Source organism: Pyxidicoccus xibeiensis (assembly GCF_024198175.1).
In the GTDB taxonomy this organism is placed as follows: domain Bacteria; phylum Myxococcota; class Myxococcia; order Myxococcales; family Myxococcaceae; genus Myxococcus; species Myxococcus xibeiensis.
This window is the reverse complement of the sequence record NZ_JAJVKV010000005.1, coordinates 782590-795587: the sequence shown is the minus strand read 5'-3', so window position 1 is coordinate 795587 and position 12998 is coordinate 782590. Positions and strand designations below refer to the sequence as shown.

Here is a 12998-nt window from a genome sequence, read left to right as displayed (position 1 = left end):
GGCGCCGCGCCCGTGCGCACGTAGCGCACCACCAGCCCTCGCCGCTACTCCGTACCCGTACGCAGGTAGCGCACCACCAGCTCGCGGGCCGCGCGCACCGCCGTGTCCAGCGTGCGTCCCCGTCCGAGCTCCGTCGCCAGCGCGGAGGCCAGCCGGCAGCCGGTGCCCCTCCGCCCCGGCGTGCGCGCCAGCCACTTCCCGTGCAGCACCCGCACCCGTGCCGGCGTGGCCAGCACGTCCGCCAGCCCCTCCACGTCCGGCAGGTGCCCGCCCTTCACCAGCACCGCACCAAAGCCGTACCGGGCCAGCGCGGTGGCGGCCTCCACGGCCTCATCCACCGTGCGGGCGACTGGCCGGCGCAGCAACCAGGCCGCCTCGTCCAGGTTGGGCGTGAGCACCACGCGCGGGCCCGCCAGCGCCAGGTAGCCCCGCGCGGACAGGCGCGACAGCGACTCTCCGCGCGACGTGCGCACCACCGGGTCCACCACCCACCACGCGTCCATGCCCGCGAGGGCCCTGCTCGCGGCGGCCAGCTGCGCGGGCCCGGGCACCATACCCCACTTCACCGCGTGCAGCGGCCCCAGCTCACACGCGGCGGCCACCTGCGCGGCCAGGATGCGCGGCGCGGACGCAAGCCAGGTGAACGTCGCGGTGCCCTGCGCCGTCTGCGCCGTGGGCACGGCTACCGGCAGCCCGCCCCGGGCGCGCACGGCGGCCACGTCCGCCAGCAACCCCGCCCTCCCCGTGGGCTCGTGCCCGGCCAGCAGGAGGACCCGGGGACTCAACGCCGGTGCTCGCGCGCCTTCTGCACGAAGGACTTGTACAGGCCCACGTGCACCGGAATGGTGGTGGCCATGTACTCGGGGTGCCACTGCACGCCCACGGCGAAGACATGCGCCGTGGACTCGATGGCCTCCACCACGCCGTCCGGCGCCACCGCGCAGACATTCACATTCTGACCGGCGGCCCGCACCGCCTGGTGGTGCGTGGAGTTGACCATCAGCTGCCCGTAGCCCACCGCCTCCGCCAGCAGCGTGCCGTTCTTCACCTCCACCGGGTGCTGCGGCTGGGTGCGGTCATGCTTCTGCTCGTGCTCGCGGGCACCCGGCACCTCGCGGCCGATGTCCTGGAACAGCGTGCCGCCCAGCACCACGTTGAGCAGCTGCATGCCGCCACACACGCCCAGCACCGGCATGTTGCGCTTGAGCGCGCCCTTCATCAGCGCCGCCTCGAACGCGGTGCGGCCTTCCTTCAGCGCCCCCAGGCCCTCGCGCGCCGTCTCCCCGTACGCCTCCGGAGGGATGTCGAACGCGCCACCGGTGATGAGCACTCCGGAGACGCGGTCCAGGTACGCCTCCACGCACGTCGGGTCGTCCGAGTACGGCAGCACGAAGGGCAGCCCGCCCGCGCGCAGCACCGCGTCCGAGTACGGCACCTTCAGCTCATAGCGGGGGAAGGCCTGGTCCTCGGGCTGGCTCCAGTCCGGGGTGATGCCGATGTTCGGGCGGCGCGGCGGCGGCCCGTGGTGACGCGGATGGTTGTTCATGGCGCTCCTGAGCCTTCGAGGCTAGTCCCCCGACCTTCCCCGTTCAAACGCGGCCAGGAGCAGCCGCACCCGCTCGGCGATGTCCTCGGCGAGCAGGGCGTCGGACACCACCGCCGCGCCATGCGCGCCCGCCGCCGCCACCCGGCCGATGTTCGCCAGCCCCACGCCGCCAATGCCCACCACCGGCAGCGGACTGTCCCGCACCACCGCGGCGAAGGACTCCAGGCCCAGCACCGGCGCCGCCACCTGCTTCGTCGTCGTGCCGAAGAGCGGCCCCACGCCCACGTAGTCCGCGCCCGCCGCCTGGGCCACCCGCGCCCCCTCCACCCCCCGCACCGTCACGCCCACCAGCCTGCCGGGCCCCAGCAGCTCGCGCGCGGCCTCCGGCGGCAGGTCGTCGTCGCCCACATGCACCCCGTCCGCGCCCGCCAGCAGCGCCAGGTCCACCCGGTCGTTCACCAGGCACAGCGCGCCCGCGCGGCGGCACAGCGCGGCCACCTCCCGCGCGGCGGCCAGGGCATCCCGGGGCGGTGTGCGCTTCATGCGCAGTTGCACCACCCGCGCCCCACCCGCGACCAGCCGCGCCGCCTTGTCCACCAGCGGGACGTCCGGCAGGACGGTGTCGTCGCACAGCAGATACGGGCCTCGGGGAAGCATGGGGCGGGACGGGACGTTCATCGGCTCCGGTAGGCGGGACGGCGGCGTTGACAGATGGCCTCCCTGCTATAAGGTGGCGCGCTGATTTCCAAGCAATTCTGAGGATTTGAACATGGCGGATGCGGCGGACCCGAAGTACCTGGATAAGCGCACGGCGGAGCGGTACCTGCGCTCCGGCCACCTGGACGAGAAGGCGTACGAGCGCCACGTCAAGGGCCTGCCGGACGTGGCGGAGAAGTCCGTCCCCGTCGAGACGCTGATGCTCGACGACGTCGACGACTACGAGGATGACGAGGACGACGAGGACGAGGACGACGCCGAGGATGAAGGCGACGACACCGACGACGAGGGTTCGGCCTCCGCATGAGCTCCGGGGACGAGAAGCGCGGCGAGACCTTCGTGATGCGGGGGGAAGCGCGCTCCGCGTCCGAGGAGTCCATTTCGTTCAGCACCTTCATCGTGGGGTTGGGCTCCGCGGTGCTCATCCACCTCGGTGACGCTCCGAATCCGGAGACGGGCCAGAAGGAGAAGGACCTGCCGCTGGCCCGGCAGAACCTGGACCTGCTGTCCATGCTGCGGCTGAAGACGCGGGGCAACCTGACGGCGGAGGAGGAGAAGCTCTTCGACGGGCTCCTCACCGACCTGCGCCTGCGCTTCGTGGAGGCGAGCAAGCGGTGACGGTGTCTGCTTCCCGCTCGAGCGGGCTGCCTCGGGGCATCCGCTTCGCGGCCATGGTGAGTCTGGTGCTGGCCGCCTTCACCGGCTGGTCCGCCCTGCGCGAGGCCACGGAGCTCGCCCACTTCTACGAGGTCCGCGAGCTCCACCTGGAGAACGAGCCTCCCGCCTGGATGGGCGACAGGAACGTCATCCAGCAGGTGGTGAAGACGCAGTACGCCGCCCTGGAGCCCATGCGCGAGCCCCGCGCGGTGCTGATGGGCATCCTCTCCGTGGCGTGCGCCTTCGTCTTCGTGGCCGCCGGACGCATGCTCCGTCCGGACGGGCTTCCGCGAGAGGGCATGCGGCGGCTGCTCGGCCGGGCGGCCATCACCGTGGCCGTGCTGCGCACCATCGACGGCGCCCAGTTCGCCGTGGTGTCGCGGCGCATGGGCACCGTGCTGGCGGAGACGCTCGGCCGGCTGCCGGAGAACCAGGACCCCGTGGCCGCCCAGGTGGTGAACTCCGTCGCCCCGTGGTTCGCGGTGGGCCTGTCCGTCCTCGGGACGGTGCTGGTGGCGGGCACCTTCGCCCTGCTCGGCCAGTACTTCCGCAGCGACGCGGTCCGCGACGTCGTCCTCGCCCACGACGGCCCTCAGGACGAGTAGGCAGCACCGGGAGCCACGACGCCCTTCAGGGGCGTCCAGGCCGTGCCGCCGCCGCGCCCCTCAGTGCGCGTCCGGCACCGGGTGCGGCATGCGCGAGCCCGGCAGCAGGGCCTCCAGCGCCTCGGCGACATCCTGCGCGGCGCCGTCCAGCGGCAGCACCTGCGCGGGAGACACGAGCGGCAGGCGCAGCAGCTCCTTGCGCGTGAGCCCGAAGACGTAGGCCAGGTGTCCCAGGGGCCAGCGCTCCTGCATATGCGTGAAGGCCGCTTCGTCCACGTCCTCCGGACGACCGGGCAGCTCCACGTCCTCGTAGACCACCCGCTCACCGCCCACGCGCCTGCCGTTGCCGTAGGCGATGACCTCTTCGCCCTCGTCCGGGTCATACACGCAGGCGTGCACCGTGACGTTGGCCGCGCGCGACAGCAGCCTCGGCAGCGCGTGGTGCGCCGCGTACCAGTGGGCGCCCTGCCGTCCGGCGGTGAAGGGCCCCACATAGGCCAGCCGGACCACCTTGCGACGCCGGTTCACCGAGACGTGCAGGCCCGTGGCGCCCGCCGCTCCGTCCAGCACCAGCGCCTCACGCGCCAACTGGATGAGCTCCAGGCCGCTGAGGCTTTCGAGTCTTACGAGATAACCGCCGTGCGCTTCCAGGATCTGCCCCCCGGGATGGGCGCCGCCTATACCCGGCCGCGCGATGACTGGCAACCCCGGCTCCGTGAAAAGCCGGCTGCTACCAGGGGTCCAAAGTATTCCATGGCAGGCGGACATTCGACGCGCTGCGCCAACTTGCCATGACCTCTTGGGCTCTTACGTTCAGTGCATGCGACTCGACAAGTACACGGTTAAGGCACAAGAGGCGATCCACGAGGGTCAGTCGCTTGCCCGGCGAGCGGACCACCCGCAGTACGAGCCTGAACACCTGGCGACCGCGCTGCTCGGCCAGAAGGACGGCATCGTCGAGCCCCTGCTCCGGAAGATTGGCGTGGACGCCAAGCTCTTCGCGGCGCGACTGGCGGAGGCGCTCGGCAAGCTTCCGCGGATGCAGGGCGGTGAGGCCGCCATGCTCGGCCAGCGCCTGCTCAAGACCTTCGACAAGGCCGAGGACGAGGCCAAGGGCCTCAAGGACGAGTTCATCTCCTCCGAGCACCTGCTGCTCGCGCTGACGCACGACAAGGGCTCTGTCGGCGAGGTGATGAAGTCCTCCGGCGTGACGCGTGAGCGCGTGCTGGCCGGCCTCAAGGAGGTCCGCGGCTCCGGGCGCGTGACGAGCCAGGACGCCGAGGCCACCTACCAGGCGTTGGAGAAGTACGGGCGCGACCTCACCGAGGCGGCCCGCTCCGGCAAGCTGGACCCCGTCATCGGCCGCGACGAGGAGATTCGCCGCTGCATCCAGGTGCTGAGCCGGCGCACCAAGAACAACCCGGTGCTCATCGGTGAGCCGGGCGTGGGCAAGACGGCCATCGCCGAGGGGCTCGCGCGCCGCATCATCGACGGCGACGTGCCCGAGGGCCTGAAGAACAAGCGGCTGGTGTCGCTGGACCTGGGCGCCATGGTGGCCGGCGCGAAGTACCGCGGCGAGTTCGAGGAGCGCCTCAAGGCGGTCCTCAAGGAGATTGCCGACGCGGCCGGGGAGATCATCCTCTTCATCGACGAGATGCACACCATCGTCGGCGCGGGCAAGGCGGAAGGCGCCATGGACGCGGGCAACATGCTCAAGCCGGCGCTGGCGCGCGGCGAGCTGCACTGCATCGGCGCCACCACGCTGGACGAGTACCGCAAGCACATCGAGAAGGACGCGGCCCTGGAGCGGCGCTTCCAGCCCGTCATGGTGGGCGAGCCCAGCGTGCACGACACCATCAGCATCCTGCGCGGCCTGAAGGAGCGCTACGAGGTGCACCACGGCGTGCGCATCCAGGACAACGCCCTGGTGGCCGCCGCCACGCTCAGCCACCGCTACATCTCGGACCGGTTCCTCCCGGACAAGGCCATCGACCTGGTGGACGAGTCCTCCAGCCGCCTGCGCATCGAAATCGACTCGATGCCGACGGAGCTGGACGACGTGCGCCGCAAGATGACGCAGCTGCAAATCGAGAAGGAGGGCCTGAAGAAGGAGACGGACCCCCACTCGCAGGAGCGGCTGGGCCAGATTGAGCGCGAGCTGGCGAACCTGGGCGAGAAGTTCAACGCACTCAAGGTGCACTGGGACGCGGAGAAGCAGGCCATTGGCGCCATCCGCGGCCTGAAGGAGAAGCTGGAGAAGGCGAAGAACGACCAGGCGGCGGCCGAGCGTCAGGGCGACCTGAACAAGGCGGCGGAGCTGAAGTTCGGCGTCATCCCCTCCTTGGAGAAGGAGCTGAAGGCGCAGAACGAGAAGCTGGCCGAGCTGCAGAAGACGCAGAAGTTCCTCAAGGAAGAAGTCGACGCGGACGACATCGCCGAGGTCGTGGCCAAGTGGACGGGCATCCCCGTCTCGCGGCTGATGGAGGGCGAGGTCCAGAAGCTGGTCCACATGGAGGAGCGGCTGGCGAACCGGGTGATTGGCCAGCGCAGCGCGATTGAGGCCGTGTCCAACGCCGTGCGCCGCGCGCGCAGCGGGCTGCAGGACCCGAACCGTCCCATCGGCTCGTTCATCTTCCTGGGCCCCACGGGCGTGGGCAAGACGGAGACGGCGAAGGCGCTGGCGGAGTTCCTCTTCGACGACGACGCGGCCATGGTCCGCATCGACATGTCCGAGTACATGGAGAAGCACGCCGTGTCGCGGCTGGTCGGCGCGCCTCCGGGCTACGTCGGCTACGACGAGGGCGGCCAGCTCACCGAGGCGGTGCGCCGGCGGCCGTACACGGTGGTGCTCTTCGACGAAATCGAGAAGGCGCACCAGGACGTGTTCAACGTCCTCCTCCAGATTCTGGACGAGGGCCGGCTGACGGACAGCCAGGGCCGCACGGTGGACTTCAAGAACACGGTGCTCATCATGACGTCCAACCTGGGCTCGCAGGACATCCAGGCGGGCATGGCGGGCAAGGACGTGCTGGACGAGAAGACGCGCGACGAGGTGATGGACGCGCTGCGCGGACACTTCCGGCCGGAGTTCCTCAACCGCGTGGACGAGGTCGTCGTCTTCGAGCCGCTGCGCAAGAAGGACATCTTCCGCATCGTGGACCTGCAGCTCGGAAGGCTGTCGAAGCTGCTGGCCGACAAGCGGCTCACGCTGGAGCTGACGGACAAGGCGCGCGACTTCCTCGCGGAGCGCGGCTACGACCCGACGTACGGCGCCCGACCGCTGAAGCGCGCCATCCAGAAGTACCTGCTGGACACGCTGGCGCTGAAGGTGCTCAACGCCGAGTTCGTCCCTGGCGACCACATCCAGGCCGACGCGGGCCCCAACGGCCTCACGTTCGCCAAGGTGCTGGTGGACACCGCGAAGAACGTGAAGCGCTCGGCGTAACGCGCGGGGCAGGCCTCATGGAGCACGGGCTCGGAACCGCTCACCGGTTCCGGGCCCGTTGTCTTTCGTCCCCGGGCCCGTGGTTCAGCCCGATGACGGAGCCGGGACGCCGCTCAGCCCACGGAGCGGGCCGCGACCTGGGACGGCGGAGCCCACGTGCTGTTGAGGGCCTGGATGGTCGTGAGCGGGATGCCCAGCAGGTACATGTAATAGAGCGCCCGGTGCTGGTCGTTCACCTCGGACTCGAACTTCCCGACGAGGCCCGTGGAGTAGAGCTGGCCGGGGAGGCTCGTGCTGGAGGCGGGCTGCTGGTACGTCAGGCCCGCCTTCTGGAGCGCTTCCAGGGTCCCCTCCACTGCCTTCTTGCAGAGCCAGCCGCACTGCGGCCCTCCGACGTACATCGACAGGATGGACTCCAGCCCGCTGGCCGGCCACAGGCGGGGCACCACGTCCAGCGTGTTGAAGTAGCGCATGGCGCTGCCGAAGGCGGTGTCGAAGGCCGAGGCGAAGGCCGGGTTGCCCGCCGTGGGCGCGGCAAAGGTGAGGGGCAGGAGGGTGGCCCCGGTGAGCGCGCTCTGGAACCACGCCGCGAGCACGGTGGCCATCTGCCCGCCGAGGCTGTGGCCGGTGATGAGGATGCTCGGCGCGCCCGACAGTCCCTGCAGGAACGACAAGAGCGAGCCCGTGCCCGAGCCCGGCACCGAGGAGACCATCTTGTCGATGTTCGTCCAGACCTCCACCACACCCTCGGACACCATGGCCCCCGAGAACGAGGGCGCGGCGGTGAAGGGCAGCGGCTCCTGCTTCTTGACGCGCTTGTCCTGGATGACGTCCTCGATGCGGTCGAACAGCGTGCCCCGCACCACCACCGCGTACTCGCCTGCATTGTTGGAGGCGACGTAGACGAGGTCCTCGCCCTGCGTCGCCGGGCCCCAGACGATGTTCCACCCGCCCTGCACCGTGGAGGCCATGGCCTGGTTCATCAGGGTGAAGCGCTCGGAGTTCGTGTTGAGCTGCCCCAGGTACGAGATGGCGGACAGCGTGATGGCGACCTGCGCGGTGCTGAAAGTGGAGGACATGGGCGTTTCCTTTCGTTGCCGGACCCCAGTGCAGCGGTCGTGCCGGGACGCAGGTGCCTGGAATCCCTCGTGCGGCCGCTGCCGGGCACCCCGCCGACGTGTCGGGCCGACGTGTCGGCGGCACCGGAGTGCCTTGACGTGGCGCGGCCTCCGCGCGAAGAGCCCCCTGCATGAAGCCCTGGGAGACGCTCGACACCACGCAGGTCCCCGAGGTGGGGGAAGTCACACTGGCCCGGCGCGGTGACGAGTACGTCCTGCGGGTGCGCGGACAGACGCTCATGTCCAGCCGGAGGCATGGCTCCGAAGAGGCGCTGGCGGAGGCGGGCTGCGCGGACCTCGTGAGCCGGGGCACGGGCCGGGTGCTAGTGGGAGGCCTGGGCTTCGGCTACACGGTCCGGGCCGTGCTGGACCGCGTGGGCCCCGGCGTGCGCGTGACGGTGGCGGAGCTGCTGCCGGCGGTGGTGTCCTGGAACCGGGGCCTGCTCGCCCCGCTCGCGGGCGCACCGCTCGAGGACTCCCGCGTCACCGTCGTCGAAGGCGACGTGGGCGCGCTGATGGGCCGGCATGCCAGCACCTTCGACGTCATCCTGCTCGACGTGGACAACGGCCCCAGCGCCCTCACCCACCCCGACAACCAGGGGCTCTACGGGCTCTACGGGCTCACGCGAGCCGCCACGGCCCTGCGCTCGAAGGGTGTGCTCGGCGTCTGGAGCGCGGGGCCCGCGCCCGGCTTCGAGCGCCGCATGGAGCAGGCCGGCTTCACCGTCCAGGTGCTGCACCCGGCCGCGCATGGCACGAAGGGCACGCGACACACGCTCTTCATGGGCAGACGCCGCTGAGTCAGCCGCGCGCTGTGACGAGGCGTGCCACTGAAACACTGATACATGTGACAGGGCACGCTACAGCAGGCAATTCCTCCCAGCGGCGCTCTCCTCTGGAGCAGGCCCCGGGTCCGTGACGAACCGCGCTGGCGCGAGGGGTGCAATGTCTTCCCAGCGCCGCCCACGAGGACCGCGTGCCGCAGGGGGGACATGGCACCGGAACGCGTGTGGCGGGCAGACAGCATCCCCACAACCAACGAGGTAATACATGCATCCGAAGATGATGGGACGACTGCTGGCCGCCGCGCTCCTGAGCGTCGCAGCTGGTTGCCAGGGCGATGGAACCGACGACGCGCAGGACGCGCTCGGGACCCAGGAAGCGAACGCGGAGACGCAGTGTGTGCAGCGCTTCGACGGCATCAACAGCTGCGCCACTGGCAACGCGCGGCTGACCCAGAGCACCCAGGGGCTCAAGGTCTCCGGGCTCGTGGACGCGACGCGGGACGGTGTCGCCAGCAGGTTCAGCAACGCCGTGAAGTGGTCGCAGAGCACCGACATCAAGTTCGGCGGCCCGCAGGGACGCCTGGAGCTGGCCGCGCGCTCTGGCGACCAGGTCGTCAGCACGCTGAAGGTCGTCCCGGGCCGCGACGGGAGCTCGGCGGCCATCCTGCCGACCTTCACCGGCTCGCCGGGCGGCTCCGCCTACCGGATGAGCGTGTACAACAACGGCGTCCTCCAGGGGACGTCGACCCAGCCGGCCGGGCGCATGATGGTCTTCAACAGCTGGCGGGACCTCATCCGCTGGGTCGTCGCCAATTTCGACTTCCTCCAGTACGACATCATCATCTGGAAGAACGGCGTGCAGGCGTCCGCGGAGCAGCCCGAGGTGGGTGCCTGCGCGTGGCGCATGCGCGACACCCGCGGCACGTTCTCGGTGACGCTGGATGACGGCCGGGTCCTCACGGGCAACGAGGTCGAGTTCACCGAGGTCATCGCCGATGGCCACTATCCGTACACCGCGTTCACGGGCATCGACGTGAAGGCCGCCGCGAGCGAGCTCACCATCCTGGGTGAGTCCATCGTCCAGGCGAAGTAGTCCCGTCCCATCCGGGCGTGTCGCCGGGCAGGCGCTGTGTCCTGCCCGGCGTCCCCCGGAGTCCCCTCCCCTCCGGCTTGGCCAGGAGCGTCTTCGATGCGCGGGCGGTTGTTCCTTCCAGGCATTCCCATCGTCGCCCTCGTGCTCACCGCGGTGTGGGCCGACACGGTGCGACGTCCACCGCTGCTCGAGCTGGGGGAGCTCGCGTCCGCGGCGGAGCCGGGAGAGGAGCTCTCGGGCGGGGCCACCACGGTGGTGGACGCGGGGCGCAACTCCTTCGGCCGCTCGCCCATGAACCTGGACCGGGCGCGCTGGCCGGACTTCCACCACGGGAAGAAGGTGTTCGCCCGTGACTGGAGCGACCCGCGCAAGACGCCCGTCCCCGTGGGCCCGCTCTTCAGCGCGGCCTCCTGCATGACGTGCCACGTGAAGGACGGGCGCGGGCGTCCGCCGGCCTCGCCCGCGGAGCCTCCCGTCTCCATCGTCTTCCAGCTCAGCGCCTCGGGAGGACGGGGGCCGCACCCGAGCTACGGCGAGCAGCTCGACTTCCACGGCGTGGGCGGCAGCGCGGGCGAGGGCAGCGTCACGGTGGACTACGACGAGCGCTCCGACGAGTTCGCGTCGGGCGAGTCCTTCTCGCTGCTCCAGCCGCGCTACACCTTCAAGCACCTGGCCCGGGGCCCGCTCGGCGAGGGCGTGCCCTTCTCCCCTCGCGTCGCTCCGGTCAACTTCGGGCTGGGGCTGCTGGAGGCGATTCCCGAGGAGGCGCTGCTCGCGCTGGCGGACCCGGACGACCGGGACCAGGACGGAATCTCAGGCCGGCCCAATCAGGTCGAGGACGTCGCCGAGCGGCGGACGAAGCTCGGCCGCTTCGGCTGGAAGGCCAACCAGCCCTCCGTCCTCCAGCAGTCCGCGCACGCGCTGTTCGCGGACATGGGGCTCACCACGGAGCTGTTCCCCGGGCAGGCGGGCTCCGCGCCCGAGGTGACACCGGAAGACCTGGAGCGGCTCCTCTTCTACACGCGGCTCGTCGCGGTGCCCCGGCGCAGGAACTGGGACGCGCCGCCGGTGCTGCGGGGCAAGGCCGTGTTCCGTGCCATCGGCTGCTCCGGCTGCCACGTCTCCACGCCGTTCGAGACAGGGGACGTCCCCGGCTTCCCGGAGCTGTCACGCCAGAGAATCTTCCCGTACACGGACCTGCTGCTGCATGACCTGGGAGCGGGGCTCGCGGACGGCCGTCCGGACGGACAGGCCAGCGGGCAGGAGTGGCGCACCCCGCCCCTGTGGGGAATCGGGCTGGTGGAGGCAGTCAACGGCCACACCCGCTTCCTGCACGACGGCCGGGCGCGGAACCTGGAGGAGGCCATCCTGTGGCACGGAGGCGAGGCCGCCCCCACGCAGGAGCGCTACGTCCGGCTGCCCCGCGAGGACCGCGAGGCGCTGCTCGCGTTCCTGAACTCGCTCTGAAATTGCCTGTCAGGGTCTATTGCCCGCGCCGTCCGTGAGGATTGAGCGCGCCCGGCCGGAAAGGTCCTACACGCTTGCCTGACGGTTCGACTCCGTCCACCTCCACTTGTCTATGGGGGTGCTGCCGAGGGTTCGGCGTCTGACTCCAACTCAGAATCCCCAACGGCTTTTTCACTCGGGCGCGCTCTACCTCTTCCTCTCGTCGCCTCAGGACGTCGCCGCTCCCGCGGCCCCCTCCCGCGCCGCCAGGCGCATGGGCTGGACGCGGCCGTAGGTGAGCGAGCGCCACAGCCACTCGGCCGGGCCGAAGCGGAAGCGCGCCAGCCACCAGTGGCTGAGCACCACCTGCACGGCGAAGATGCCCAGCGCCATCGCCACGACGCGCGAGGGCGGCAGCTGGCCGATGAGCCCCAGCCCCCAGCCGTTGTAGAGGCACACGCTGATGACGGACTGGAGCAGGTACATGGAGAGCGCCATGCGCCCCACCGGCTCCAGGACGCCCAGCACCCGCCGCCAGCGCTCGCGCTGGAACAGCAGGGCGAAGAGGGACACGTACCCCGCGGCCATCGCCACGTAGCCAATCTCCTGGCTGGAGTTCAGCAGGAACATCCACACGTTGTCCGGCGGCGTGTAGACGCCCGCCGTGCGCAGGCGCTGCATCACCAGCCCGGTGCCGTTGAGCAGCAGGCCCACCGCCAGCCCCCAGGGGAGGATGCGGCGGTGCAGGGCACGGCGCCCCTCCACGTCCTGGAGCAGGAGGAGCCGCCCCGCCAGCAGACCGAAGAGGAACCGGGACAGGATGAGGCCCATCCAGAGCAGCTTGTTGGGCCTGATGAGCGTGTCCAGGAAGTAGCGCCCGTTGCCCGCCTGGGCGGTGAAGAACGCGTCACTCGACAGCGCCGCCAGCAGTCGTGCCCGGTGGCCGGCTTCCTCCGCCGTCCTCGCCTTCGCCGCCTCGTCCGCCGCCTCCGCGCCGTGCAGCAGCACCGGCCCGTACTTGAGGATGGAGGGCACCAGCAGCGGCATCACCACCAGCAGCCCGAAGGCCCATATCGCCACCGTCCGGGTCGAGCGACTCCGGAAGAGCAGCAGCGCCAGGCCGACGATGGCATACGTGTGGAGGATGTCGCCGACCCAGATGGCGAACAGGTGCGTCAGCCCGAGGCCCAGCAGGATGAGCAGCCGCCGCGTGTAGAGCGGGACGATGGAGGCCCCGCGCGCCTCGGCCCGGGACATCTGGATGGAGAAACCCAGCCCGAACAGGAACGAGAAGAGGGTGATGAACTTCTGATTCACGAAGAACTGGTAGAGGGAGCCGACCACGACCTCCAGCAGCGGCGCCATCTGCGCCTGGGCCTGCTCCCGCGGCAGGAGCGTCCTGCCGCTGAACCACATGAAGCTGTTGGAGATGAAGACCCCGCACAGCGCGAAGCCGCGCAGTGCGTCCAGCAGGTTGACGCGCTCCGTGAGGCCTACCGGGCGGGCCGGGGTGTCCGCATCGGTCGGGGGAGCTGATGGCGTGAGCTCGGACATGCGCCAAGCAGACGCCTCCGGCCCGAAAGCGT

At 70.5% G+C, this 12998-nt stretch carries 13 protein-coding genes; 7 read left to right on the top strand and 6 right to left on the bottom strand.

Annotation, left to right across the window (positions count from 1 at the left end; genetic code table 11):
* Positions 1-44 precede the first annotated feature (44 nt).
* The 3 genes from thiD to thiE are packed head-to-tail and all read right to left on the bottom strand — an operon-like array spanning position 45 to position 2224.
* Complete coding sequence (gene thiD / locus LXT23_RS25740; RefSeq protein WP_253982937.1) at positions 45-785, bottom strand: bifunctional hydroxymethylpyrimidine kinase/phosphomethylpyrimidine kinase; 741 nt, start codon at positions 783-785, stop codon at positions 45-47.
* Positions 782-1546 carry a gamma-glutamyl-gamma-aminobutyrate hydrolase family protein gene (locus LXT23_RS25735; protein ID WP_253982936.1) on the bottom strand — a complete coding sequence of 255 codons (765 nt, stop codon included), beginning with the start codon at positions 1544-1546 and terminating at the stop codon, positions 782-784. The genes thiD and LXT23_RS25735 overlap by 4 nt, the downstream gene beginning before the upstream one ends.
* Before the next feature lie 21 nt (positions 1547-1567).
* A complete protein-coding gene (gene thiE / locus LXT23_RS25730; RefSeq protein ID WP_253982935.1) occupies positions 1568-2224 on the bottom strand; it encodes a thiamine phosphate synthase in 657 nt (218 codons plus the stop codon).
* A 91-nt stretch (positions 2225-2315) separates the two neighbouring features.
* Here thiE and LXT23_RS25725 point away from each other — a divergent pair, with 91 nt between their 5' ends.
* Genes LXT23_RS25725 through LXT23_RS25715 form a run of 3 tightly spaced genes read left to right on the top strand, consistent with a single transcriptional unit; the run spans position 2316 to position 3525 of the window.
* Positions 2316-2570 (top strand): hypothetical protein, encoded by a 255-nt coding sequence (locus LXT23_RS25725; protein ID WP_253982934.1) that lies wholly within the window; start codon positions 2316-2318, stop codon positions 2568-2570.
* Positions 2567-2881 (top strand): DUF1844 domain-containing protein, encoded by a 315-nt coding sequence (locus LXT23_RS25720; RefSeq protein ID WP_253982933.1) that lies wholly within the window; start codon positions 2567-2569, stop codon positions 2879-2881. Before LXT23_RS25725 ends, LXT23_RS25720 begins: the two co-directional genes overlap by 4 nt.
* Entirely contained in the window at positions 2878-3525 is a 648-nt protein-coding gene (locus LXT23_RS25715) for a hypothetical protein (RefSeq protein ID WP_253982932.1), read from the top strand. Before LXT23_RS25720 ends, LXT23_RS25715 begins: the two co-directional genes overlap by 4 nt.
* A gap of 60 nt (positions 3526-3585) precedes the next feature.
* Here the strand turns inward: LXT23_RS25715 and LXT23_RS25710 are convergent, their stop codons facing one another.
* The gene (locus LXT23_RS25710; RefSeq protein ID WP_253982931.1) at positions 3586-4230 is read right to left on the bottom strand and encodes a hypothetical protein; all 645 of its coding nucleotides are present in this window, start codon (positions 4228-4230) and stop codon (positions 3586-3588) included.
* A 115-nt stretch (positions 4231-4345) separates the two neighbouring features.
* Here LXT23_RS25710 and clpB point away from each other — a divergent pair, with 115 nt between their 5' ends.
* Entirely contained in the window at positions 4346-6970 is a 2625-nt protein-coding gene (gene clpB / locus LXT23_RS25705) for an ATP-dependent chaperone ClpB (protein ID WP_253982930.1), read from the top strand.
* Positions 6971-7083: 113 nt separating this feature from the next.
* Here clpB and LXT23_RS25700 read toward each other — a convergent pair whose 3' ends face one another.
* Positions 7084-8049, bottom strand: coding sequence for a lipase family protein (locus LXT23_RS25700; RefSeq protein ID WP_253982929.1), 966 nt, complete (start codon positions 8047-8049; stop codon positions 7084-7086).
* Positions 8050-8219: 170 nt separating this feature from the next.
* On the opposite strand from LXT23_RS25700, the gene LXT23_RS25695 reads away from it, so the two are divergent.
* From LXT23_RS25695 to LXT23_RS25685, 3 genes are all read left to right on the top strand, one after another.
* Positions 8220-8888: a spermidine synthase family protein gene (locus LXT23_RS25695; RefSeq protein WP_253982928.1), complete on the top strand. Its 669-nt coding sequence runs from the start codon at positions 8220-8222 to the stop codon at positions 8886-8888.
* Positions 8889-9138: 250 nt separating this feature from the next.
* Positions 9139-9966 carry a hypothetical protein gene (locus tag LXT23_RS25690; protein ID WP_253982927.1) on the top strand — a complete coding sequence of 276 codons (828 nt, stop codon included), beginning with the start codon at positions 9139-9141 and terminating at the stop codon, positions 9964-9966.
* A gap of 96 nt (positions 9967-10062) precedes the next feature.
* Positions 10063-11433: a di-heme oxidoreductase family protein gene (locus tag LXT23_RS25685; RefSeq protein WP_253982926.1), complete on the top strand. Its 1371-nt coding sequence runs from the start codon at positions 10063-10065 to the stop codon at positions 11431-11433.
* Positions 11434-11640: 207 nt separating this feature from the next.
* Here the strand turns inward: LXT23_RS25685 and LXT23_RS25680 are convergent, their stop codons facing one another.
* Positions 11641-12966, bottom strand: a complete 1326-nt coding sequence (locus LXT23_RS25680; RefSeq protein ID WP_253982925.1) for a DUF418 domain-containing protein — start codon at positions 12964-12966, stop codon at positions 11641-11643.
* Positions 12967-12998: the final 32 nt, after the last annotated feature.